This is a genomic window from Nitrospira sp. (genome assembly GCA_024760545.1).
Taxonomy (GTDB): Bacteria; Nitrospirota; Nitrospiria; order Nitrospirales; family Nitrospiraceae; genus Nitrospira_D.
Window position 1 is genome coordinate 376856 of sequence record CP060501.1, and the last position, 22394, is coordinate 399249.

The 22394-nt window shown below is 55.9% G+C and carries 22 protein-coding genes; 12 read left to right on the forward strand and 10 right to left on the reverse strand.

Annotated features, from left to right (window positions below; translation table 11 throughout):
• The first annotated feature begins 311 nt into the window (after nucleotides 1-311).
• Nucleotides 312-1391 (forward strand): sigma-54-dependent Fis family transcriptional regulator, encoded by a 1080-nt coding sequence (locus H8K03_01775; GenBank protein ID UVT20675.1) that lies wholly within the window; start codon nucleotides 312-314, stop codon nucleotides 1389-1391.
• 610 nt (nucleotides 1392-2001) lie between these two features.
• Entirely contained in the window at nucleotides 2002-2232 is a 231-nt protein-coding gene (locus tag H8K03_01780; protein UVT20676.1) for a hypothetical protein, read from the forward strand.
• A 247-nt stretch (nucleotides 2233-2479) separates the two neighbouring features.
• Here the strand turns inward: H8K03_01780 and H8K03_01785 are convergent, their stop codons facing one another.
• The gene (locus H8K03_01785) at nucleotides 2480-3316 is read right to left on the reverse strand and encodes a hypothetical protein (protein UVT20677.1); all 837 of its coding nucleotides are present in this window, start codon (nucleotides 3314-3316) and stop codon (nucleotides 2480-2482) included.
• Nucleotides 3317-3456: 140 nt separating this feature from the next.
• Between H8K03_01785 and H8K03_01790 the strand changes: the two genes are divergently transcribed.
• The 6 genes from H8K03_01790 to H8K03_01815 all read left to right on the forward strand — a co-directional run bounded on the left by H8K03_01790 (nucleotide 3457) and on the right by H8K03_01815 (nucleotide 8649).
• On the forward strand, nucleotides 3457-3765 hold the full coding sequence (locus tag H8K03_01790; GenBank protein UVT20678.1) for a hypothetical protein: 309 nt from the start codon (nucleotides 3457-3459) through the stop codon (nucleotides 3763-3765).
• A 21-nt stretch (nucleotides 3766-3786) separates the two neighbouring features.
• Nucleotides 3787-3987, forward strand: coding sequence for a hypothetical protein (locus H8K03_01795; GenBank protein ID UVT20679.1), 201 nt, complete (start codon nucleotides 3787-3789; stop codon nucleotides 3985-3987).
• A gap of 421 nt (nucleotides 3988-4408) precedes the next feature.
• Entirely contained in the window at nucleotides 4409-4942 is a 534-nt protein-coding gene (locus tag H8K03_01800; GenBank protein UVT20680.1) for a hemerythrin domain-containing protein, read from the forward strand.
• Between the two features lie 42 nt (nucleotides 4943-4984).
• The gene (locus H8K03_01805) at nucleotides 4985-6586 is read left to right on the forward strand and encodes a peptide chain release factor 3 (GenBank protein UVT20681.1); all 1602 of its coding nucleotides are present in this window, start codon (nucleotides 4985-4987) and stop codon (nucleotides 6584-6586) included.
• A 258-nt stretch (nucleotides 6587-6844) separates the two neighbouring features.
• The gene (locus H8K03_01810) at nucleotides 6845-8134 is read left to right on the forward strand and encodes a sel1 repeat family protein (GenBank protein ID UVT20682.1); all 1290 of its coding nucleotides are present in this window, start codon (nucleotides 6845-6847) and stop codon (nucleotides 8132-8134) included.
• Between the two features lie 281 nt (nucleotides 8135-8415).
• Complete coding sequence (locus H8K03_01815) at nucleotides 8416-8649, forward strand: DUF202 domain-containing protein (protein ID UVT20683.1); 234 nt, start codon at nucleotides 8416-8418, stop codon at nucleotides 8647-8649.
• 10 nt (nucleotides 8650-8659) lie between these two features.
• On the opposite strand, the gene H8K03_01820 is transcribed toward H8K03_01815, so the two are convergent.
• The 6 genes from H8K03_01820 to H8K03_01845 form a co-directional block, all read right to left on the reverse strand.
• Nucleotides 8660-9256 carry a VOC family protein gene (locus tag H8K03_01820; GenBank protein ID UVT20684.1) on the reverse strand — a complete coding sequence of 199 codons (597 nt, stop codon included), beginning with the start codon at nucleotides 9254-9256 and terminating at the stop codon, nucleotides 8660-8662.
• Between the two features lie 13 nt (nucleotides 9257-9269).
• Nucleotides 9270-10802 carry an aldehyde dehydrogenase family protein gene (locus H8K03_01825; GenBank protein ID UVT20685.1) on the reverse strand — a complete coding sequence of 511 codons (1533 nt, stop codon included), beginning with the start codon at nucleotides 10800-10802 and terminating at the stop codon, nucleotides 9270-9272.
• Entirely contained in the window at nucleotides 10799-11887 is a 1089-nt protein-coding gene (locus tag H8K03_01830) for a saccharopine dehydrogenase NADP-binding domain-containing protein (GenBank protein ID UVT20686.1), read from the reverse strand. The genes H8K03_01825 and H8K03_01830 overlap by 4 nt, the downstream gene beginning before the upstream one ends.
• Before the next feature lie 76 nt (nucleotides 11888-11963).
• A complete protein-coding gene (locus H8K03_01835) occupies nucleotides 11964-12284 on the reverse strand; it encodes a hypothetical protein (protein UVT20687.1) in 321 nt (106 codons plus the stop codon).
• Nucleotides 12285-12417: 133 nt separating this feature from the next.
• Nucleotides 12418-13290: a nuclear transport factor 2 family protein gene (locus tag H8K03_01840; GenBank protein ID UVT20688.1), complete on the reverse strand. Its 873-nt coding sequence runs from the start codon at nucleotides 13288-13290 to the stop codon at nucleotides 12418-12420.
• 190 nt (nucleotides 13291-13480) lie between these two features.
• Nucleotides 13481-15016 carry an FAD-dependent oxidoreductase gene (locus H8K03_01845; GenBank protein ID UVT20689.1) on the reverse strand — a complete coding sequence of 512 codons (1536 nt, stop codon included), beginning with the start codon at nucleotides 15014-15016 and terminating at the stop codon, nucleotides 13481-13483.
• A gap of 228 nt (nucleotides 15017-15244) precedes the next feature.
• Between H8K03_01845 and H8K03_01850 the strand changes: the two genes are divergently transcribed.
• Both H8K03_01850 and H8K03_01855 read left to right on the forward strand, forming a co-directional pair.
• On the forward strand, nucleotides 15245-16078 hold the full coding sequence (locus H8K03_01850; GenBank protein UVT20690.1) for an aldo/keto reductase: 834 nt from the start codon (nucleotides 15245-15247) through the stop codon (nucleotides 16076-16078).
• 21 nt (nucleotides 16079-16099) lie between these two features.
• A complete protein-coding gene (locus H8K03_01855) occupies nucleotides 16100-16474 on the forward strand; it encodes a DUF488 domain-containing protein (protein UVT20691.1) in 375 nt (124 codons plus the stop codon).
• A 173-nt stretch (nucleotides 16475-16647) separates the two neighbouring features.
• On the opposite strand, the gene H8K03_01860 is transcribed toward H8K03_01855, so the two are convergent.
• Nucleotides 16648-18282, reverse strand: a complete 1635-nt coding sequence (locus H8K03_01860) for a peroxidase (GenBank protein UVT20692.1) — start codon at nucleotides 18280-18282, stop codon at nucleotides 16648-16650.
• A 287-nt stretch (nucleotides 18283-18569) separates the two neighbouring features.
• Here H8K03_01860 and H8K03_01865 point away from each other — a divergent pair, with 287 nt between their 5' ends.
• Complete coding sequence (locus tag H8K03_01865) at nucleotides 18570-19814, forward strand: TIGR03862 family flavoprotein (GenBank protein ID UVT20693.1); 1245 nt, start codon at nucleotides 18570-18572, stop codon at nucleotides 19812-19814.
• 31 nt (nucleotides 19815-19845) lie between these two features.
• On the opposite strand, the gene H8K03_01870 is transcribed toward H8K03_01865, so the two are convergent.
• The gene (locus H8K03_01870) at nucleotides 19846-20556 is read right to left on the reverse strand and encodes a hypothetical protein (GenBank protein ID UVT20694.1); all 711 of its coding nucleotides are present in this window, start codon (nucleotides 20554-20556) and stop codon (nucleotides 19846-19848) included.
• A gap of 221 nt (nucleotides 20557-20777) precedes the next feature.
• On the opposite strand from H8K03_01870, the gene H8K03_01875 reads away from it, so the two are divergent.
• A complete protein-coding gene (locus tag H8K03_01875) occupies nucleotides 20778-21368 on the forward strand; it encodes a hypothetical protein (protein ID UVT20695.1) in 591 nt (196 codons plus the stop codon).
• Nucleotides 21369-21374: 6 nt separating this feature from the next.
• On the opposite strand, the gene H8K03_01880 is transcribed toward H8K03_01875, so the two are convergent.
• Entirely contained in the window at nucleotides 21375-22346 is a 972-nt protein-coding gene (locus H8K03_01880) for an acetyl-CoA carboxylase carboxyltransferase subunit alpha (protein ID UVT20696.1), read from the reverse strand.
• Nucleotides 22347-22394: the final 48 nt, after the last annotated feature.

The following is a 22394-nucleotide window of genomic DNA, read 5'->3' on the forward strand; positions in this document are numbered from 1 at the left end:
AGCCCTATCGCGACCATCCTGTTAAATCATGTGATTTTGTGGGGATTCTAAACAATTTTAAAATGTACAGTATTCAGGATAGAGCCGTAATGCCCATGTATGCTAGAAGATAGAGCCGTATGAGTAGGGCAATGCAGTGCAATATTTTGAGCAGGTTGTTCCATCAACGCATTGGCATGGGCGTGTGCGTAACAATGAGGATGTTCGTGTGTTGAGTTCCGAATCATCTTGGATCTCGAAACCATAGCGTAATTGTGCCGAGCATCTCATCTATGCGCTTCGATTTCTAGAACGTGGTTGGAGGGACGTGGGTGGAAGAGCGCGAAGAAATGATAGGCACGAGTCCGGCGATCTGCACCGTCTTTGATCTGATCCGAAAAGTGTCGGCGACCGAGATGCCCGTGCTGTTGACCGGTGAGACCGGGACGGGTAAAGAACTGAGCGCCCAAGCCATTCACACCCGCAGCCAACGAAAACACGGGCCGTTCGTGCCGATCAATTGCGGAGCCATCCCGGAAACGTTACTAGAGTCCGAACTCTTCGGCCATGAACGCGGAGCCTTTACGGGGGCCGTGCAACAAAAGAAGGGTAAATTGGAATCGGCGGCCGGCGGCACCTTGTTTCTGGATGAGGTCGGTGATTTGTTACCCGCCCTGCAGGTCAAGTTGCTTCGGTTTCTACAGGGAGGCACATTTGAGCGAGTCGGGGGCCAGGAGACTCTCCGCGTCGATGCCCGAATCATTGCCGCGACCAATGTCGATCTGAAGGCCGCCATCGATCAGAATCGGTTTCGGGAGGACCTCTATTATCGGCTCGGCGTGTTGCATATTCATCTCCCCCCGCTTCGGGACCGAGGAGAAGACTTGCTCCTCATGGCCATGGTCTTTCTCAAGCGGGCCGCGGCGATCTATCGTAAGTCGATCCGTGGTTATTCAGCCCAGGCCATCGACGCAATGCGCGCCCATGCCTGGCCTGGCAACGTGCGTGAGCTCAGTAATCGAGTCCGGCGGGCCGTGGTCATGGGAGAGGGAGACGAGATTACGCCGCGGGATTTGGATCTGACTCCGGAGGTTCTTCAACAGGAAGGAAAAGATGCGCTCGATTCATTGCGTACGGCTCACCGCCGAATCGAGGTGGAGTTGCTTGTGCGGGCGATCAGCGTCCATCGCGGCAATTTGACCCGTATCGCGCGCGACCTGGAGGTGAGTCGCTCGACTCTGTACCGGAAACTGCGCACCTATGGGCTCGAAAAACTTGTTCCCGCCACCACACGGTCATCGTCCGTGAGTAATGCCGGACGTACGAGAGTCGCGCGACCTACCACGCAAGAGAGTGACGCTGTGTTGCCTCAATATGCACCGGCGGGTGCGCCCCTTGAGTCTGGGCATTAATCAACCAATTCGTCACGGGAAGTCATGCGATCTTGCAGAACTGTTTCATTTTGAAACATGTTGTGTGAAAAGCCCTGACCCAAGATGTGCGCATCTCCTAACAAGCGTTCGTATTCCATGTGGTGTTGAACTAGAAACACTATAAAAATTGGTCTTCCGTCCTTACGGCAGATCGCTTGCCGACTGTCCCATTTTAGAACAGATCGAAACGTAACTAGAATTCCTACCTCCACTCAAAATCGCTTCAGCAGGGGAGGGATCCCAAAAAACATTGGCAATTGGATGAATTGTCTCATCGGTTTTGGGTGTAGCCGATGTCAGCGAACTTTTATCGGGTCAAGATCGGTGTTCTATAATTGTACAATAGTGGAGATCTTCCACACATCACGTTGCCTGCCTCGTACCTTCATTTCACAAACTACTTGGAAATAAACGTATTTATATCATGGCACTCGAATTGCTGGTCCATGAATACGATGTATTGCGCTGTGTTGCTGGCTGGGGAATCAGTGGATAACTCAGAATCGGCTGATCGAGTTTTTCTTTTTTGAGGTCTGTCAAATTGCTGCATCTTGTATTAGATAATCGCACCTCGAATCACGAGAGTCATATGCCTCAAGACGAGTACCGGTTGGGTTGTACGCCTCCAGGCTGGTGGTTTGACTATTTCGAGCCACTCTGGGGACCGTTTGTTCAAAGACTGTATCGTCATAAGAACGTGAGCGTGAGTGAGTTCGAGTGGGCTGCTTCGAAAGTTCCTGGTCTTACCGGCATCGAGAAAACGATCGCGGTCTCCGCGTTCCGTCATCAACGGGAACATGCTGTAACTCCTTCCCGTTAGACGTGCGCATCTCGTACGATGCATGACTCATCCGCCGTTTAAGCGACTATCCTAAACAGGGAAGACTTCCTGCGGTGACCGGATAGATATGCGCTACGCGAATCCCACCGCGTGTCGCGCATGATTGCCTCTGTCCGGTTAACCGATGCGGGACGCGTTGATCCAGCAAAATCAAAAGCAGCAATGGTGAGGCTTCCGATCCAAGTCACGCGAGCTGTGTACTGAGGCGCGATCGGAGGAGGAGCAACTAATGGACCTTATTCTCGGCAATGGCGTAGTACTGGATCGCACGCTCTTGCACGATGGGAACGGTGGAAGCGGTAGTGGTGTGTGAAGCGGGGGAGTGTTCCGCGGTCGTTTCTTTGATCCAGTTTCCCATATCGTCGTACTCATACGTCGTGATCCATGTTCGTTTCTGGTCCTCGCTGAATATCTCGGTAGTGGCTTGCACGCGCCGTCCATCGGCGTCATAGGCGTTCGTCACACGACCGGTCACGGCACCTTGCGGACCGTAGCTGACGAGTTCTTGTAATCGTCCCCGTTCGTCGTACTGGTGTTTCAGTTCGCTGAATAATGCTCCCTTGCTGTAGCGGGCGGAATAAATGCGACGCCCGAATACGTCGAACAGACTCTTGTAAGCCGTGGTACTGTTGACCCATAACTGCTCCCAGAGATGACCCCGCTGATCGTACACAGAAAACTCGGCATGCTGAAAATGACCATCATCTGAGACCGCCACAGAGGCCGTGTCTCGCCCCTCCGAGTCTTGTACATACACGACCCGCTTTCGTTGCATGAGTCTTCCGCTGGGGTCGAGCGCGAGTTCTTCCTGAAGATGTCCTTCCTTATCGTACTGGAAGAGCGAATAGGTGGAGGTGTTCGCGTGCGCCAGGTCGATGAAGGTCTCGACAAGACGTCCGGCCCGATCGTAGGTTTCCGTCGCGGAATAGCCGACCTTTTTGATCGTGACGCTACGCACCGGCCCAACGAGGTCGTTCTTGACTCTGGTTGTCTGGGCGAAACCCGCAGTAGCCCATGCGCTTGCCGCAACGGTGACCAGTACGCCAGCAATCAATCGACGCATACGCATGATATCCGAGCATTCTATGACCAGTTCTTGAAAACACAAAGCAAGAGATGAAAATCGATCAGGCGCTTGGGGAAGGGGAATCTGCGGTTTTATTTCGACGGTCCGTCTGATGGTGATAGGCTGTTCTCTAGCCTATGCCTCTCTCATCTTTACAGCCTGCAATCACTGATGAATCGGCGGATCCTCCCTCGTGCCGTACCCTCCCGCATGCAGCGGTGACCGCTCTCTGGCGGGGTCGGATCGTCGATGCCGTCAAGCTGGTTCGGGTGGAACAGAACCTCGGATTGAAAGAGGCCGAGGATCAAGTCCATGCTTATCTGCGAGCTCAACCTACCCTGAGGAGCCATATACTCAAAGCTCAAGTTGATGCGAGAGAGGGGTTGCTTCGCTGGCTGATTTTCTTGTTCGTCGGGGCTGCAGGACTTGCGTATCTGCTTACGTAAACAGGGGAGTATGTCGGCCTGATGGATTCCGATCAAATTCTGCTGGCATTAATTGGGGCAGGGGCGTCGTTCACGACATTCTGCCTCATGCGGTTCCCTCAAACCCGACGATTACGATTTCAGCCGTACGGTCCCTTTTCATTCACAGCCTCCTGCTTCGGCGCCTTCACCATCCTCTTCGCCGCCGCCGTGATGGTCTATCTACAAGCCCGCTGGAACTGAAGCACGTTTCCACACAAACAGGGTACAATGCCAGATAGCAGCGGTCCTCCTGCAAGGACTACAGGGCTAACTATGTTCGATCATTGGTCCAGCATCGGAGTTGTCGCAGCCATCGGGCTGATCGTTGTCGGATTTTCCACATTCCTCGGTAGATTGATCACCAAGCTCTTCAGCAGAGAGTCGGACAGTTCACAGACCTCGCAGAGCGCACATTAGCGGCGAGCGCGTATTGAGGGGCTCCTGTCCATCAGCACTCACACCGAGAATCGAGAGCCGTCTTGTGTCCGCTTGACTTGATCGCTTTCCGTAGGCCCTTCGACATCTTGTGTTTTTTGCCGGAATCGTTCATGGATATTTCCTATACATGACGACCTGAGGCTTCCGCTGTTTTTCGGCGGCGGTTGGTCGGCGGAGAGAATAGATGCCTTTGAATGACGAGACATTAGCCGGACCTGTGACCCGTTTTCTGACGGACGATCACCGGCGATTGGAGGCGCTGCTTCAGTCGGCCGTTTCGTCCACGGGACAGGTGAAGCAAGGAGCCTATGATCAGTTTAGAGCCGGACTGCTGCGTCACATCGGCATGGAAGAAAAAATCCTCATGCCGGCGGCTCAGCGACTCAGCAGCGGAGAGCCGCTTTCGATGGCAGCGAAGCTCCGACTTGATCACGGTGCGATCGCGGCCTTGCTCATGCCGACGCCCACCGCCGGTATCATCGCCACGCTGCAGACGATCTTGATGAAACACAATGTCATTGAGGAAGGGCCAGGGGGATTGTACGAGGTGTGCGACAAGTTGGCAGGTGGTGAGACCGAACACCTGATCGCCAAACTTCGCGCCGCTCCGGAGCCGGCGGTGCTCCCGCATTCCGATACGCCGGCGGTCCTTGGGGCCGTCCGCCGCGCCTTGGAGCGAGCCGGTTATGCATATCCCATAGAGTCTTCAGCCTCGTGAAAGCGCTCTCCTTTCAAACCTGATGTGGTATGCTGCTCGACCATGACGACTGAGGCCACGCTACAGGGCGAACTGATCGCCGCCACCGGGCGAAGGCGAACCTTCGCCATCATCAGCCACCCGGATGCGGGCAAGACGACCTTGACCGAAAAATTGCTTCTCTATTCCGGCCTGATCCGAACCGCCGGGATGGTGCGCGGGCGAAAGGGCGGCAAGGCGACCGCATCGGATTGGATGGGAATGGAGCAGGAGCGTGGCATTTCGATCACGGCGTCTGCCATGCAGTTTCCCTACAAAGGAGCCGTGATCAACCTGCTCGACACGCCCGGCCACCAGGATTTTTCTGAAGATACCTACCGCACGCTGACGGCGGCCGACAGCGCCATCATGGTCATCGATGCGGCCAAAGGCGTTGAAACCCAGACGCGCAAACTCTTTGCCGTGTGTCGCTTGCGGAAAATTCCGGTCTTGACCTTGATCAACAAGATGGATTTGCCGGGGCGCCCGCCGCTGGACCTGATGACGGAGGTGGAGCAGGCACTGGACATTCACGCCAGCGCCGTCAATTGGCCGATCGGGTCGGGCAGCGACTTCGTCGGTATTGTGACCCGCGAGGACAGCCGGGTGCAGTTGTTCAGCAAGACGATGCATGGTGGGGCGACCAAAGTGGACACGAACATCCTGCCGCTGGCCGAGCTGCACTCAAACGGCCGGGTATCCCAAGAGACGATGGCGCAAGTTCAACATGATCTTGAGCTTTTGGATATCGCCGGAAACCCCTTCACGCGGGAGCAGTTTCTCCGCGGGGAAGTCACTCCGGTCTTTTTCGCGTCGGCTCTCACGAATTTTGGGATTGAAACCTTTCTCGACGCATTCGTGGCCTTGGCACCCAGTCCCGGCGCGCGGCCTGCGGACCGCGAAGATGGAACCGAGTTCTCGGTTGATCCCATCGAGATGCCGTTCAGCGCCTATGTTTTCAAGCTGCAAGCCAATATGAACCCCAAGCATCGCGACAGCACGGCATTTCTTCGGGTCTGTTCCGGACGTTTTGAACGGGATATGGTGGTGAAACATCATCGGCTAGGCCGCGACCTTCGTTTGGCGAGGCCGCACAGTCTGGTGGCTCAGGAACGCAGCACGGTGGAAGAAGCGTATCCGGGCGATATCATCGGGATCATCAATCCCGGCGTCTTTGCCATCGGTGACACGGTTTCCGCGACCGGCGGCTTCAATTTCAAACCGCTGCCGCAGTTCCAGCCGGAAATCTTTGCGCGTCTCAGACCGACGGATGTCGGCAAGCGCAAGGCGTTCGACAAGGGCTTGTCGCAGATGGCGCAAGAGGGCACGGTCCAAATCATGCGCAGTCTCCATGATGAAGCGTTGATCGCGGCGGTCGGCCGGTTACAGTTCGATGTGCTTCAATATCGACTACGCTATGAGTATCGGGTTGAAACCGTGTTGGACGCTCTGCCGTTTACGTGCAGCGCCTGGCTGGATGGAGACCTTGCGACCTTCAAGCCACCGTCAGCCTCGATGGTGGTGAAGGACCAGCGTGACCGTGTCGTCGTCTTATTCGGCGATCAGCTCATGAAAACCATCGCGCGCGATCGAAACCCCGATCATACCCTCCGCGACATGGGCTAGCTTCCAACCGGTCGGTACGATGCGCGTCGAGGCTGGTCGATAGACCAGGTGCTGCTTTGCCTTCCGCTTATGTCCAGCAAAACATCTTTTGGCTTTTCCCACTGATGAGATGGTTCGAATCGAGAGGCGCCGCATGGCCGACAACCATGAATGGAGGGGGTGGGCGCTGGATTGACACCACATAATGTCAGCAGTAGCCTAACGGCCCATTCCTTCTTGGGAGGTCCCATGACCCCGTACAGGAGATCGCGTGTCTCAATGCGCCGCGCATCCTGCCTGTGGCCACGGGTAGTGAGAGTCTCAGGGGAACTGCTGCTCGCAACCGTGCTCATCGGAGTTTTTGCCGAACGATCTCTTTCTGCCGACAGTTTTCTCGATACAGAATGCCTCCATAAAGCCCCAGCCGGCATCGCACTCACAGGGCATATCGCCAAAGCCAAGTCGGGCAATGTGCAGTCGATGTTCTGTGCGGGAGCGATCAAGTTATATGTGTCGAGGGAACATCGCAACGCGATTCCCTGGTTGGAACAGGCTGCCAATGCCGGTCACATGCGGGCACCGCTTGTGCTGGGAATGCTTTATGAGCAAGGGACCGGCGTAAGGGAAGATGCGGCGACTGCGGCCAAGTGGTATCAGAAGGGAGTCGATAACGGCAATGCTGCCGCGGCGAGGCGTCTGGCCAATCTGTACCATCTCGGTACGGGCGTTCCACATGATGAGGCGAAATCGAACGAGCTCTTGAAGAAGGCGGTCGAGATGGGTGACAAGGCAGCTCCTGCCTTTATTCAGAAGCGCGAGCAGGATCGCAACGACATAAGACCCGGTATGACGCTCAAGGCGGAAGCCTATCGTTTGTACAAACAGAAGCAGTTCGAGAAGGCGGCCAAGTTTTATCGCCAATGCGCGGACATGGGAAACGACGATTGTCAATTGGCCATAGGACAACTGTACGAGTTTGGAGATGGTGTTCCCAAAGACGAGCGCCAAGCCGCAGCCTGGTATCGCAAGTCCGCCGATCAAGGTAACCCTATCGGGCAAAAAACACTGGGACTTCTGTATGAACTTGGAAAGGGCGTTCCAGAAGATTGGGCCGAGGCGTTCCGCCTGTACTTCAAAGGGGCTGAGAAATTCAAGGACTCTGCCTTCTCAGTGGGCCGCATGTACGAGTTCGGGATGTCCGTGCCACAAAACCGCGCAATCGCGATCGAATGGTTCAAGAAATCCGATAAGCTCGGCCATCCTAAAGGCGCCTATTGGGCCAAGTGGCTGAGAGATTACAGCAATTGCATCGGCTTTCGCGATCAGCAAGAACGGAATGCCATCGGCGGCCTTCGCTGCCCAGCCGATCCAGTGAGGGCAGTGTTTCACAACAGCGGCGAACGGACCGCCTATATCAGACGGATGGCCAAGGAGTTCGATCGCATCGAAGCCGAACAGGCAATGGCCCAAGCTGCACTCTCAAGCCAAACGACAGACACTGGATGTACGATGGCCGGCGGCAGATGGACACCGGATAGACAGGCCACCTTCGGTGGTTCCTGCAATTAGCCAGTAGAGTCGGAGAAACAGGGAAGTATATCGACGCCAATTGTTCCTTGGCCTGCCGATGTTTCTTGTTGCCGCGCAAGTGATCGACAGGCAAACCTGAGATGCAGCCGGGTGTTTGCTGACTACCACCTTACTTCTGCAGAACAAAGACGACCATGTCCTGTTCGGCGATCAGCTTCCACCAAAAAGCAAGGAGGCAAAGGATGTGTTAGAAGGGAAGTAGCAGAGGGACTTACGTGGAGAGCGACGTCCGAAATCAATTAGCCCGCCACAGGACGGAGTTGGCCAATGAACGTACGTTGCTGGCCTACATCAGGACGGCATTGGGGTTTGTCATCGTCGGTGTGCCGGCCATGTGGTGGTTGAATCATCCATACCTCCAGGCCTTGGGGGGATTGGCTATAGCAGCCGCTATCGCATGTCTCGCGTTGGGGATACGCCGGTTCCTGGCTGTGAGAACGATGGTTGCGCGTGAATGTGATTTACAGGAGGGAACTACGCACAGCAAAACCTAACAGCCTCGCTCTAACGACCGGCGGAAGATTTCATGAGACTGTCGGCCTGAGGCGGCAGGAATCCTTGGTATCCTCGGTGCCGTTCGGCGAGTTCTAAGACGGAAAACGGCTTCCCGCCGACGGTTTCCGGCGCTGAAAAAATTTGCCTGAGCACCCCACCCGAACCACCGACGATATTGCCGGCAAATACCACGCCTTTTTGCCGTAGTCGAGCGACGGCCTGGTCGATATCTTCGACACGGACGGCGACATGATGAAAGACCTTGTCGCCGAATGCATGGACCCACCCGGGAATGATACTGGTCTTGCCTCGTTCATCCGGATAGGCCTGGTCTACGAAGAGGGCAGGGTACCCGGTCTTTCGGTAGACTTTCGCGTACCAATCGTCGTAATGCAGGGTCTCGTCATACGCATAGCCAAGCTTGACGAAAGGTTCGGCTGCGCGGTCGATATCCAGCGTTCGAATTGTGACGTGATCGATGACCGGCGAGAAACCCACGCCGGAATCATCCAACATGGATTTGAGGATGCCGGCCGCCCGGTTATGTTCAATATAGTCCGCAACCATCTTTTCCATCAAATGATCAAGCTCGTGACTCTGATCCATGATCGCACCTCGTTCAAGAGCCAAACTTAATGCCTTGCGCCAGCGGCAGCTCCGTTCCCCAATTCACCGTGTTGGTCTGACGGCGCATATAGGCTTTCCAGGAGTCCGATCCCGCTTCACGGCCCCCGCCTGTTTCCTTTTCTCCGCCGAACGCTCCGCCGATCTCGGCTCCGGAGGTTCCAATGTTGATATTGGCGATTCCGCAATCGCTGCCGGACGCCGAGAGAAAGCGCTCGCCACGACGCACATCGTTCGAAAACATGGCGGACGAGAGCCCCTGCGGAACGTCATTGTGCATCTTGATGGCCTCGTCGATGGTGTGAAACGTCATGACGTAGAGAATCGGCGCGAAGGTCTCGCGCTGGACAATAGGCCATTGGGTGTTCGCTTTGACGATCGTCGGTTCGACAAAGTAGCCGGGCCGGTTCAAGACATGTCCGCCGCACAGAATCTCGCCGCCCTCTTTTTTGATCTCGTCGAGCGCAGCCCGATAACCTTCAACGGCCACGTGATCGATAAGCGGACCCATGAGCACATCCGGTTCCAGAGGATTTCCAATATGCACTTGGGCGTACGCTTTCACGAGCCTGCCGACCAATTCCTCGTAACGCGACTCATGGATAAGAAGACGTCTGGTCGTCGTGCAACGCTGACCGGCTGTTCCCACGGCGCCGAACAAGATCGCGCGCACAGCCATCTCCAAGTCGGCGGTTTCATCGACGATCACGGCATTGTTGCCGCTGAGCTCGAGGAGGGTGCGGCCCAATCGCTGACCGACCATGGCCGCCACTCGTCGGCCGACCGGTACCGACCCCGTAAACGAAATGAGAGGTAATCGCTCGTCCTGCACCATTTGTTCCGCAAGGGCCGGTTGATCGGTGATGAAGAGCGAGAAAATTCCTGAATACCCCTGTTGTTGCATGACGCGGTTACAAATTTGTTGGACAGCGACGGCGCAGAGCGGCGCTTTCGGCGACGGTTTCCAAATGACGGTATCGCCGGCAATGGCGGCCACAAAGGCGTTCCAGGCCCACACCGCTACGGGAAAATTGAACGCCGTGATGACACCGATCGGCCCCAACGGGTGCCATTGTTCGCTCATCCGGTGGGCCGGCCGTTCGGACTGCATGGTCACACCGTAGAGCATCCGTGATTGACCGACGGCAAAATCAGCCATATCGATCATTTCTTGGACTTCCCCATCTCCCTCCGCCTTGATCTTGCCGACTTCCAACGACACGAGCGTGCCCAATTGATCTTTCTTCTCGCGTAACGCTTGGCCGATCAGTCGGACCATTTCACCGCGCTTCGGCGCGGGAACCATCCGCCACGCGCGGAACGCCTCGGTGGATTCCTTCACAATCCGCTGGTAGTCTTCAAGCGAACACGGATAGACCCCGGCAATCTGCTCGCCGGTGGACGGATTGATCGACGGCAGGAGCGACCCGTCGTTGCGACCTGACCACCAGCCGCCGCCGGTACTTCCTCCGGAATTCACCGCTTGGATGCCCAAATCCCGCAGTGCAGAGTGATGAATCGTGCTCATCGGAAGCTGGCCCCCAATTCATTGTTCAAGAAATCTTTCAAGAGGATGGATTCCTGGGTGACGAATCCATGGTACTGCGAGGGATTTCTCAAGACAAGGTCCATGACACAACAGGCGCTGGAGGCCGTCGTCACTTGAATGGCCGACCAGAGTTTGCCCTTGATGCATTGCGGATAGATCTTCTTCGCGTAATTCTCCTCGAAAAATCCGCCGTCTTTGGTTCCGGTCACCGAGGCATAGATCAGCACGACGTCTTGGAGTGTTTGAGGGATTGCATGCTCGAGTACGCGTTTGAGCGTATCGCGATCTTCGTTCAGCTTGAGGTCTTTCATGAGCAAGTGGATTTTTTCACAATGGCCGGGATAGCGGAGCGTTTTGTAGTTCATCGTGCGCACTTTTCCGGCATAGCTGTCGGCCAAGGTTCCCAATCCTCCGGACGTGTTGAAGGCCTCGTAGAGCAGCCCGTCCAGCTCGATCGTTTCATAGCCTTCGAGCGGTTGCAGCGGGACTTTCTCGCCTTCCTCAATGCCGTAACAGACATTCCCGTATTCGTTGATCAGGCCATCGGTCGACCAGGTGAGCGAATATTTGAGAGCATTGCTGGGATGAACCGGCAAGGCGCCCACCCGCATCTTGACCGTATCCAATGTTTCAAAATGGGTCATCAAATCATGCGCCACGATACTGATAAAGCCGGGCGCGAGACCGCATTGCGGCATGAAGGCATGGTCCGCGCCTGAACTCAAGACCTTGACCTGATTTGTCACTTCCACGTCTTCCGTGAGGTCGAAGTAATGCAGATGATGAGTCAAGGCCAGGCCCGCGACAGTCGGATTGCAGAAATAGGGCAGGCTGGAAAGAATGGCGTCAAATCGATGCGCTGAAAGATAAGTGCTGACGGCGTCGGGATGTCTCACATCGAGCAGGCAGGGAATCACCCGTTCCAAGCCGAGATCTTCGACCAAATGCTTCGGCGCATCCAGGGTGATGTCTCCCAGATGGACCTCGTAGGAGCCACGTTGATTGAGGAGGCAGGCGATGAGAGAGCCGATCTTTCCGGCGCCGAGAACCAGCACACGATTCATGATTGACTATTATACTCCACCGATGACCTCGGAGCACTTGGTTTGGAGAATGTTGCACCTCCACAAGCGTGGCTCGTCAGTTCTTATCCGGAGAATCGACGACATACTGGAGGCGGTCGGTCGGGGGTATCGGGGTCTGGCTGTACCGGCAGCGAGGAATGTCAGCCTGCAGCCTTCGTAACAAGGTCGTCATCTTCATGGTGGCGGGCACTTCGCAGATCCAAACGTGCATACCGGATTCCAACTCGTCAAAATGGCGCTGCACGCGAAAACCGGGCTGTTCCATGAAGTAGGCGGACAGAAAGCCGTTCACGGCCGTGACGACCCAGGGATGCTCCTTGATATAGCGGTAGCTGAGCCGAAGCTCGGTGACCGTGGTATCTTCTTCGGCTTCCATCGCCGCACTCTATCAATTCCGGCTATGAAGCCGCCACTGCCTCAACAGAATGTTTCGCGAGTATCACGCTGGACCGAACGGGTGGTGACTGACTCGACTGCGATTCACCCGTCTCCGCGCGAAATCCGCGGCGTCATCGGACGCTCGTCGTCGGGGTGAGCCGTTTCCATTGATACGTCCCTCCATGCTCACGCGGGGGAATGTTTTTCTGGGTACCGACCCGCGTGTACCACCACATCCCGATGGCACGAGCACCGTCCTCTGAGAGGCGGACTTCAAAACCGCCTTCACGGTCATTCCCAGGCTGCCGCCACGTACCCTGCCAGAGACGATCGGCGATCTTCGTGGTGGTGAAACGACCGCCCTGTTGCGTGTACGGTCCGTTTCCATTTTTGTCCAAGGTCGCCTTGTAGCGTTTGTCATCCTCGACCTCCAGAATTTCCCATTCGCCGCTGAGGTCAGGTGCCGGAGAACCTTGTGAGCCGCCGGCTGGATGGTGCGAAGGCGCTGCGGACGGTGAAGCGGGCGGCCCGCCGAGTTGGGCGGATCGAAACGATTCATGCCACGACAACAATTGCCAGTTGCCGTTGCGGCGTTCGAGCACTCCTGTCTCCCGCATCGGAAGCACGGTCCGTTTGAGTTCGGATCCATCGGCAACATAGCGGATATAGTCGAGTTCCATCGCATACCAAGCCACGTCTCCCTTTGTCCATACTGTGAGCTCACGAATCGGAATCTCGAGTTTCTGGGCGTTGAGGAATTCCTCTCGCATGCCCTCCTCGAGCTCCGTCCAACCGATATATTTACGGCCGGCGACCCCATAACTGATGATGTCGCCATCGTGCGCCATCAGCCGTGAAAGCGTCGGCAGATCTTTTTCGGCGTTGGCGCGCACCATGCGGCGGATCGCCGACTCAGGGTCTGAAGGTTCCGATGCGGTGGCGATGGCCGAGGCACCGATAAACAGGGTCAGGACATACGACGTAAAGAGTCTGAGATGGATCATCGGAGGCTCCCTTCACCAACAAATTCGAAGCGCACGATCTCCGTCAACTTCGATCATCGATACGTGTGACTGGCCACACATCCAATCAGCGTTCCGGTAAGGCGGGCGCAGTCTAGCAATTCTATGCGGTCGTAGGAAGACGGGTGGGGGAAGGAATTGAACACAGATGGGGCCGAGACGGTGACAGTCATTAAGAAGGCTCAACGGGAGCGAGGTCCGTATTCGCAGGCCCGTTGATGACGGTTCCATAGCAGTCGAATCGTGACCCATGACAGGGGCAGTCCCATGTCGTTTCATTTTCATTCCATCGGACGAGACATCCGAGATGTGGACACACCGCTGATCGCTGATGGACCTGCCCCTCCTTATCCCGATAGACGGCCAGTTTGCTCAATCCACTGCGGACAATCGCGCCTTGCCCTGGTCGAATCTCATGAATTGAGCCCACTCCACCCGGCGTCACCCAATCCGTAAATTGTGCGCCGACATTGACGTTCTCGCGGGCAAATTCCATCCCCGCAGAAATCCGCACTCGGGCCGGATCGTACAAGTCAGCCCACGGGTTCTTCCGGCCACGAATCAAGTCGGTCAACAGGATGCCCGCGATCGTGCCGTGCGTCATGCCCATACCGGAGTCGCCCGTGACGATATAGACATTGGGATGATCGCCGGGATTTCGGCCGATGAATGCGAGGCCATCCATTGACTCCATGATCTGTCCCGACCAGGTATACATGGAGGACCCGGCTTGTGGAAACCATGTGTGCGTCCATGCGACCAGGCGTGCATATCGATTGACGGCGTCATCGGCCTGGCCGGTCTTATGGTCTTCGCCCCCCACAAGAAGGAGATCATCGTGTTGGTCGAATGGTTGAAGCCGAACATAATGATACGGATCCTCCGTATCCCAATAGAGTCCATTGGGGATGCTGTGACGAGGAACGCGAAATCCGACGACATAAGACCGGTAGGCGGCCTGTTTCGTGTGCATCGTGACCCAATCGTTCACCGGTGTATTCGTCGCCACAATGAGAGCAGTTGCCGTGACGACGCCTCCCGAAGTGGTCCGCACTCGCACGATCGCTCCTCCCTCGATCGTGGAGGCATGAGTCTGCGTATAGATACGGCCCCTGCGTTTCGTGACGCCGTCGGCGAGCCCGAGAAGGTATTTCAATGGGTGAAGCTGCCCTTGCTCCGGAAACCGGAGGCACGGGCGACCCCATGAGGCCACCGGCGTCGTGTCCAGCAAGGTGACGTCGGTGAGTCCAGCCCGGTGAGCGGCCGCCATTTCCTCATGAAGAACTTGAAGTTCCTGACCCGGCGAGAGAACGAGATACCCTGGCACCCGCGACCAATCGCAGTCGATCTTCTCGTCCTGAATCGTTTGCTCGATCCGCCGGATAGCGGCGGTATGGCTCGCCGCTGTCAACTGAGATCCCTTTTCGCCATGGAGGCGCTCGATATGGGTGTAGCGATCGTCGATCGCATTGGCCAAATGCGCAGTCGTCCGTCCGGTTTCTCCGCTTCCGAGTTCGCCATCCTCCAGCACGACGACCGACACGCCTTCCCGAGCGAGCATGTAGGCCACGCTAATTCCGGCCATGCCACCGCCGACGATACAGACATCTGTGTGAACGGACCCGGTCAGTGAAGGAAAGGCGCGCGCGCTGTCACTCAATAACCAGGCTGAATGATTCTGTCCCGATGAGGAATTCTGTGTTTTCATAGTCAATGGTGCCCCACGCCTAAAGATGTTGAATGGTGTGTCGCCCGTACACATTTTAACGACAACAATTGAAGCCTATTCACTCGGCGAAACCCTGGTTGATATATTTCTAGCCAAGCAAAGATCGTTACGATGGCGCGCGGGCTGTCATCATCGTGCCTACGAAGTGGACATGAACGCGGCAATCGGCTATGAAAGGAGAAAATTAAAGGCGGCCATATGAGGACTATGATGACTTACAATCAAGTTTCCGTTCCTTCCTTCATGTACGGGACGGCGTGGAAGAAAGAGGCGACGACCGAACTGGTGTTGCAAGCGGTGGATGCCGGATTTACGGCTATCGATACGGCCAACCAGCTGGTCCACTACGATGAAGCGCGGGTCGGGGAGGCACTGCTGAAATTGGCTAAGAACGGGATGCCCCGCGAACGGCTGTTTCTCCAGACTAAGTTCACCCCGATCAACGGCCAGGATCATCGTCTTCCATACGATGCGCGAGCGACCATCACAACGCAGGTGCAGCAGTCCTTTGCCAGTTCCCTGGCGCATCTCCATACAGACTATCTCGATTCGTACGTGCTCCATGGGCCTTATTCCCGGCGCGGCTTGGGAACTGAGGATTGGGAAGTTTGGACGGCGATCGAATCGCTCTATGAGTCGGAGAAGACGAAGATGATCGGAATCAGCAACGTGTCGGCCGATCAGCTGACCTTGCTCTGCATGAAGGCCAAGCACAAACCGATGGTGGTCCAAAACCGGTGTTACGCCGCCTTCGGCTGGGACAAAGAGGTGCGGGAAATTTGCCGGACACACCGCATTATTTATCAAGGCTTCTCACTTCTGACCGCGAATCGCGAAGTGTTTGCCGATCAAGAAATTCGAGCCATGGCGGCACGGTATGAGGTCACACTCGCTCAGCTCATTTTCCGGTTTGCGATGCAGATCGGCATGCTGCCTTTGACCGGCACCACGAGCGCCCAGCATATGAAGGAAGATCTGCTATCGGATCGGTTCACCCTGCTGCCGGAGGAAGTCGGACAAATCGAAACCGTCGGCCTCTAACAGGGTGCGTGCCCGCCGGCCATGAGAATCCTGATCAAACGTGTCTACGAGCCGGTGGCCGAGACCGACGGATTCCGCGTTCTAGTCGATAGACTGTGGCCACGAGGGGTTTCCAAAGCTAAAGCAAAGCTTGATCTCTGGCTGCCTGATATCGGTCCCTCCACAGCTCTACGCCAATGGTTCAACCACGATCCCGCTAAATGGACAGAATTCCGCCGCCGCTACCTCACTGAATTGAAAAAGAAGACCTCACTTTTCGCCACGATCAAGAAGCAGGTAAAGGCTGGCTCCGTCACGTTGCTCTATTCCGCCAAGGATGAGCGGCACAACCAAGCCGTCGTGCTCCGGAGCTACTTGTTGAAGCAGTCAGCATTGCTCCGACGTAAACGCCGATAGACTACCGGAGTAGTGCAACGCAAGACGAAATCAAATGTCACGTTGAGGGCAGAGAAAATAGTGGCCGCGGTTCATCGTGATCGTAGGCCCCGGCGAGCGATGACCGTCGGGCCTGATGCCCTGCGAGGGGTACCTTCTGATCAAGGTACCCCTCAACACGGGCAGGGTGAGATCTAGTTGAGCGGAGGAACGACGCCGGCAAACTTCAAAAGATCCGTGATCTCGAAGTCTCCACGTGTCGCAGACGGCAGAGTCGGTTTCCAGTTCCGGTTCACGGACAGATAGGAATCTTTATCAGCTTGTAATAAGCCGATGAACACTTCGCCGACAATGCGGCTTCCAACGGGTCCCAGCCGCTTTCCGCTCTCGAAGACTTCCGCCTCCTTCAAGATGTAATACCAGAGCGGCGTACTCTTCTCCATGCCATAGGGGGCCAGTTCTGCAAGCTGCGCCTGAGTGAGGACCCGAACGTTCATCACACGCGCAATGGCTTGCCCAGAAGGAATACCGAAATTGACATGCCGCATGAGATTACGTGACGCCAGCGACTGGATGCCGTCATCCGGCATGCCGGGCGCCGGTCCGCGCGATCCGAGCAGGTGCATCAAAGGAGATGACAGCTTGCTGTCAATCTCCTTGTTGTTGCGCACGTTCCCGTCCTTGAAATCAAAGAACGTCTGCCAGTCGACGAATCGTCGCGCCGCCCGCTTGCCGCCCCGCATATCGTCGGGATCGGGATCATTCGGATCTTGTGCATCGTCGAAGATAAACATAAAGACCGGAGAACCACCATCGGGGCCGAAGTTTATCCGATAACTCGGCCTCACTTGTGAATGGCCGAACCGGTATGCCGCCACGGCAAACTCCACCGGAATCAACGGTTCACGAATTGCATTGCGGAACAAACCGTCCTGACTTCGATCGGTGACATTGTAAAAACGTGGACCGTTCCGCAGAATCTCATTGACGCGGTCTTGCCCGATCGTCAGCGGCAAGAACTCGTTCACGATGATCCATTGGTAATGCCAGCACACTTGACGCTGCGCCTCGTTGAAGACATCCTTGGCCGAACGGTTGGTGAATGCCGGATCCTTCCGGACGTGATCGGTCACGGCATTGTGGAATTTCAACATGGCCAAATGAAATTGACTGAGGATGATATTCTCATCATTTCGACTGTCCGCGATGATGGCGCTGTTGTTCGAATCGCGTGGGAGATCGTATCGCTCCGCGCCCTTTCGAGACACGAGCGCCGACCCGGGAAGAACGTCGACCTTGAATTTGATGTCTCTGGTGCTGATGTCATACAGTTCGGGCGATCTGTCCGGTCCGTTTCCGTATACGCTGTCGAGATCGAACTCAGCGGTACGAAAATTCGTCGTTCGTCTCGGATTGGTTTGCTCAAGTATCGGCGCTTTTAAAGCCAGTGTAAGATCATGGTCCAAGAATTGACCGAAAAACGTGACACCGGCTGTCATGCTCGTATTATCTGGATTGTTGGGACTGTGGACAGCAGGATTGAGAATCGACTGGATCGGATCGGTCAGAAGATCCTTCGCATCGAGAACCCCTCCCTTCTCACCAAGCTTTTTAGCCTGGTTTCTGGCTTCATCGGTCGGTGGTGCAAAGGGCAGCAACCCGGAAAACATGCGGCTGAATGAATCATCCGGGTTGCGGGGAGCGGTAGGTCTCGTCACATGCAAGTTATTTCTTTTTGATATGTCCTCGGCTGCCATGGCTTGGTCTGCATTGCTGGACAATAAGCCGGCGAGACCGAGTGCAATACAACATGTCGCTCGAACGCGCATCGTGTTTCCTCCTGACTTCTGTGCTGTGCCAACAATACATGGCCAGACGGAAGGATAAAGAGTGTGTAAGAGCGATGGCCATCGCTGTCTCAGGCTTCGAATATTGGCAAGAAGCGGACCTGAAGGACAGCGCGCGAATTGTCTGAAATTGTTACAAGTCGAAGAAATATTTCTCAACGCAGATTGTACAAACGTAGTGAGATTCATACGACGATGGATGGCGTCAAAATATTTCTGGGTTGTAGTATGTGTACTCAAGTGAGTACATCTCGTCACGGACCGTGAGGATGTTGATGGGAACGGTTGTGATAATCGGCGGCGGGCCCGCCGGGATCATGGCGGCAGAAGCGGCGGTCGCAGCAGGCGCAAGGGTGCAGCTCTATGATGCCATGCCGTCGATCGGGAGAAAATTCCTGTTGGCAGGAAAGGGAGGCCTGAATCTTACGCATTCTGAATCGATCGAGCCGTTTCTCTCGCGCTATGGCTCTCATCGTCCCGACATCGAACGTGCCATTGTATTGTTCCCCCCTGATGCGGTACGAGCGTGGGCTCGTCACTTAGGGGTCGAAACATTCGTCGGCACTTCCGGACGTATTTTTCCGACTGATTTGAAAGCGGCTCCGCTTTTGCGCGCTTGGCTGCGTCGATTGAAGCAGGCAGGCGTTCGGTTTTTTGTTCGACATCGATGGTGTGGATGGAGTCAAGAAGGAGCGCTGCTTTTCATCGCTCCACAAGGATCCGTTCATGTCGACGCCGATGCGGTGGTGCTCGCGTTAGGCGGAGGAAGTTGGCCGACATTCGGCTCCGATGGGTCCTGGGTGCGGATCTTATCCGAACGAGCAGTACCCATTACACCGCTGAAGCCGGCCAATTGCGGATTTGATGTCCAGTGGACCGACCATTTTCGTGCGCGGTTTGCCGGACATCCGGTGAAGACGGTCGGCGTCGTTGTGAAAGTCGCGGATGACACCGTGATTCATCGAATGGGCGAGTTTCTCATTACAGAAAACGGAGTGGAGGGCGGTCTTATCTATATGATCTCAGCTGCCGTCCGCGACATGATCGCAACAGCAGGAACAGCCACTGTGTGGCTTGACCTGGCACCGGACCGCTCGCTGGAGCGCCTCACCGAGGAGCTTTCAAGACCTCGGGGCAAACGCACGATCGCAACGCATCTCGCCCGTCATGCCGGGATCGCCGGTGTCAAGGCGGGGCTTCTGCGCGAGGTTGTGCCGAAAGAAGTGTTGGCCGATCCCATTCGCTTGGCTGCGGCGATCAAATCCTTGCCGGTGAGATGTCTCGCGCCTCGACCGCTGGAAGAGGCGATCAGCACGGCCGGTGGCGTCTCTTTTGACGCTCTGGATACGAGCTTGATGCTTCGTTCATTCCCCGGAGTATTTTGCGCGGGAGAAATGCTGGACTGGGAAGCACCGACCGGGGGCTATCTGCTCACGGGATGTCTGGCCACCGGGCGTCTCGTCGGCTCTGCAGCGGCCGAGTGGAGCACAGCAAGAACTTCGCAGAGCAGTTGAGGAAATACGTGTTCTTTCAAGAACGCGCAAGCTAACCAAACAGCCAATTCCAGATCATAGAAAACCAGTTGGCGATTACGCCGATCCACGAGGTGGTTGTCGTAGGGGGCTCAAGATTAACCGGAGATGAAGATACCGCCGGCTTGGCAGGAGTAAGACCCGAAGCAGCCGGAGCGGCTTGTGCGATCTGCGTGAGTTCACTTTCACCGAGCGGAGCGGAAGATACGGAGGCATCCGTGACGGTGGCTGGAGCCATTGCCGGTTGGTTCAGGTCGGCGGCAGCCAGCAAAGGAGATGGAGTTGCCTCCATTTCTTCCTTGTATTGAGCTACCAAGGTTTGTAACGAGGCACGCTCTTGCCTCATGTCTGCTATTTTTCGAGCGAGATGCCAACTCTGATTCATCAATGTCGCGACCTGTACCTTGAGGGACGACAGCCTCTCTTCGGACCGCTGCCTCATGATGGGCAGCTGATCTTCTTCCTGCTGAATAGCCATCCGCAAGTCGCTTACGGCTGCATCCTCGCGGTGGTTGGCGGCATGCAATTCGGCAATCTGCTGATCCAGTGCCTTGACGTCCTCTCGCACCGATTCAAAGGCTTGTGTGTGCTCCGCAGTCTCGGCCTTCGTCCGTTCATAGATGCGCCGACTGACACAGCCGGTCTCCATCAGGAGTACTGCTGCGAGCAAACAAAGACCAACCCGTTGGAGGACCACAGATACGGTGACGGTGGGATGTGTCATGGGGATTGCCTCATGGTTAGCCAAACTGAAATCCTCATACATGGGCTTCCAGTTGGTCCGCTGAGTGGATTTGCGTAGTCTCTCAAAAATCATCGAGCCTGGCAATACGGCTAGGATGTACACAGATGAGAGAGGTCCGTCAACCCTCTCGGCCGTTTCCTTGAGGGGAGCTTGGACAATGCGGTCGCTTTTTCGTACCATAAACGACCATGTCGCCCGATGTGACTACGTCCATTCGGCTCCCACCGGAATGTGAAACGGCTTTGTTGGAACGGTTTCTCAAAGCCGAGGCTATGGCGCTTTGGACGGTGCGGTCGGCTCGACTGCAAGACGTTCCGCCGAACGTCTATGCCTTTCTGCGAAAACATGAAGAGGATGAGCAGCACCATCTGGAGCAATTCGAAACGATGGTCGGCCGCCAGCCTCGTGAACGGGAACGTCTTCCGTCGGTCCCCCGACAATGGCCGGCCCTGGCTGTTCAGATCTATGGATATGAGTCGCTTGGGATGGAATTTGCGCGACTGCTTCTGCCGCTGCGCCCGGATCTTGCCTCGATTCTCGAAGATGAGATCGTTCACGTGGGATTTTTTGAGCAAGAAATTCGACGGATCCTCAGCGTGGAATCATCCGCCGCCGAGCAGGCTCGAATCTCGGCTCTTGCTTGGTGGAGGAAATTACCGCGGACCGTGAATCGATATCTGGAAGCGGGAGAACTCGATCCGTTTCGGCCGATGTTAGCGGGACACATCCTTGCCGCGATCGAACGACGATTTACCGAGTCCGGGCTGCTTAAGAGCAAAACAACGGGCTGAGGCGGATTATGTTTGAACCGGGAGAAGGCCGGTGACGGCCCCCATCTTGCGGTATTTGTGTTCGCGCTGCGTCAGGAGTTGCGGGGGGGCGAGTTCGAGCAGCTCGAACAGTTGGTTGGTCAACGCTTTTCCGACGAGATCATACACGGCTCTCGGCTCGCGATGGGCGCCACCCAGCGGTTCGGGGACAATATTGTCGATCACACCGAGTTCAAAAAGATCGTTCGCGGTCATTTTCAGTGCGGCAGCGGCGTCGGGGACTTTTTCCGGGCTATCCCAGAGGATCGCCGCACACCCTTCCGGTGAAATGACCGAATAGATCGAATGCTCAAGCATGAGAACGCGGTCCGCTACGCCGAGCGCTAACGCTCCTCCGCTTCCGCCTTCACCGATGATGATGGAGATAATCGGGACAGTCAGTCGAGACATGACGAACAGATTGCGGGCTATGGCTTCCGCTTGTCCTCGTTCCTCGGCGCCGATGCCAGGATAGGCGCCAGGCGTATCGATAAAAGTGATGATCGGGCGGTTGAATTTCTCGGCCATCCTCATGAGGCGGAGGGCCTTCCGATACCCCTCCGGGTTGGGCATGCCGAAGTTCCGCTGCATCCGTTCCTTGAGCGTTTTCCCTTTTTGATGACCGATAATCATCACGGGACGGTCGTTGAATCGGGCAAACCCTCCTACAATGGCCCGATCATCCCCAAACAGGCGATCCCCGTGCAGCTCGAGGAAGTCTCTCGTCAGCTCATTGATATAGTCCAGGGTGCTTGGGCGTTGGGGATGGCGGGCCAGCTGAGTTCGTTGCCAGGGAGTCAGATTCTTGTAGAGTTCGTGCTCGACTTGGGCGAGTTTCGTGCGAAGCTTCCGAATATCATTCTGGGAAGCGGATTTGCCGCTGGTCGCAGCGGCGGAGAGTTTTTCGATCTTCTCTTCGATCTCTCGGATCGGCTTTTCAAATTCGAGGTAATCTCGCATAGACCGCTGCTTCACCTGTATGGTAATCAACCGCAACGAATCAGCCGA

Excerpts from the sequence above, each read along its gene's own strand:
- H8K03_01780 (UVT20676.1), top strand. The coding sequence starts at position 2,002 with ATGCCTCAAGACGAGTACCGGTTGGGTTGTACGCCTCCAGGCTGGTGG.
- H8K03_01785 (UVT20677.1), bottom strand. The coding sequence starts at position 3,316 with ATGCGTCGATTGATTGCTGGCGTACTGGTCACCGTTGCGGCAAGCGCA.
- H8K03_01790 (UVT20678.1), top strand. The coding sequence starts at position 3,457 with ATGCCTCTCTCATCTTTACAGCCTGCAATCACTGATGAATCGGCGGAT.
- H8K03_01795 (UVT20679.1), top strand. The coding sequence starts at position 3,787 with ATGGATTCCGATCAAATTCTGCTGGCATTAATTGGGGCAGGGGCGTCG.
- H8K03_01800 (UVT20680.1), top strand. The coding sequence starts at position 4,409 with ATGCCTTTGAATGACGAGACATTAGCCGGACCTGTGACCCGTTTTCTG.
- H8K03_01805 (UVT20681.1), top strand. The coding sequence starts at position 4,985 with ATGACGACTGAGGCCACGCTACAGGGCGAACTGATCGCCGCCACCGGG.
- H8K03_01810 (UVT20682.1), top strand. The coding sequence starts at position 6,845 with ATGCGCCGCGCATCCTGCCTGTGGCCACGGGTAGTGAGAGTCTCAGGG.
- H8K03_01820 (UVT20684.1), bottom strand. The coding sequence starts at position 9,256 with ATGGATCAGAGTCACGAGCTTGATCATTTGATGGAAAAGATGGTTGCG.
- H8K03_01825 (UVT20685.1), bottom strand. The coding sequence starts at position 10,802 with ATGAGCACGATTCATCACTCTGCACTGCGGGATTTGGGCATCCAAGCG.
- H8K03_01830 (UVT20686.1), bottom strand. The coding sequence starts at position 11,887 with ATGAATCGTGTGCTGGTTCTCGGCGCCGGAAAGATCGGCTCTCTCATC.
- H8K03_01835 (UVT20687.1), bottom strand. The coding sequence starts at position 12,284 with ATGGAAGCCGAAGAAGATACCACGGTCACCGAGCTTCGGCTCAGCTAC.
- H8K03_01840 (UVT20688.1), bottom strand. The coding sequence starts at position 13,290 with ATGATCCATCTCAGACTCTTTACGTCGTATGTCCTGACCCTGTTTATC.
- H8K03_01845 (UVT20689.1), bottom strand. The coding sequence starts at position 15,016 with ATGAAAACACAGAATTCCTCATCGGGACAGAATCATTCAGCCTGGTTA.
- H8K03_01850 (UVT20690.1), top strand. The coding sequence starts at position 15,245 with ATGATGACTTACAATCAAGTTTCCGTTCCTTCCTTCATGTACGGGACG.
- H8K03_01855 (UVT20691.1), top strand. The coding sequence starts at position 16,100 with ATGAGAATCCTGATCAAACGTGTCTACGAGCCGGTGGCCGAGACCGAC.
- H8K03_01860 (UVT20692.1), bottom strand. The coding sequence starts at position 18,282 with ATGCGCGTTCGAGCGACATGTTGTATTGCACTCGGTCTCGCCGGCTTA.
- H8K03_01865 (UVT20693.1), top strand. The coding sequence starts at position 18,570 with ATGTTGATGGGAACGGTTGTGATAATCGGCGGCGGGCCCGCCGGGATC.
- H8K03_01870 (UVT20694.1), bottom strand. The coding sequence starts at position 20,556 with ATGACACATCCCACCGTCACCGTATCTGTGGTCCTCCAACGGGTTGGT.
- H8K03_01880 (UVT20696.1), bottom strand. The coding sequence starts at position 22,346 with ATGCGAGATTACCTCGAATTTGAAAAGCCGATCCGAGAGATCGAAGAG.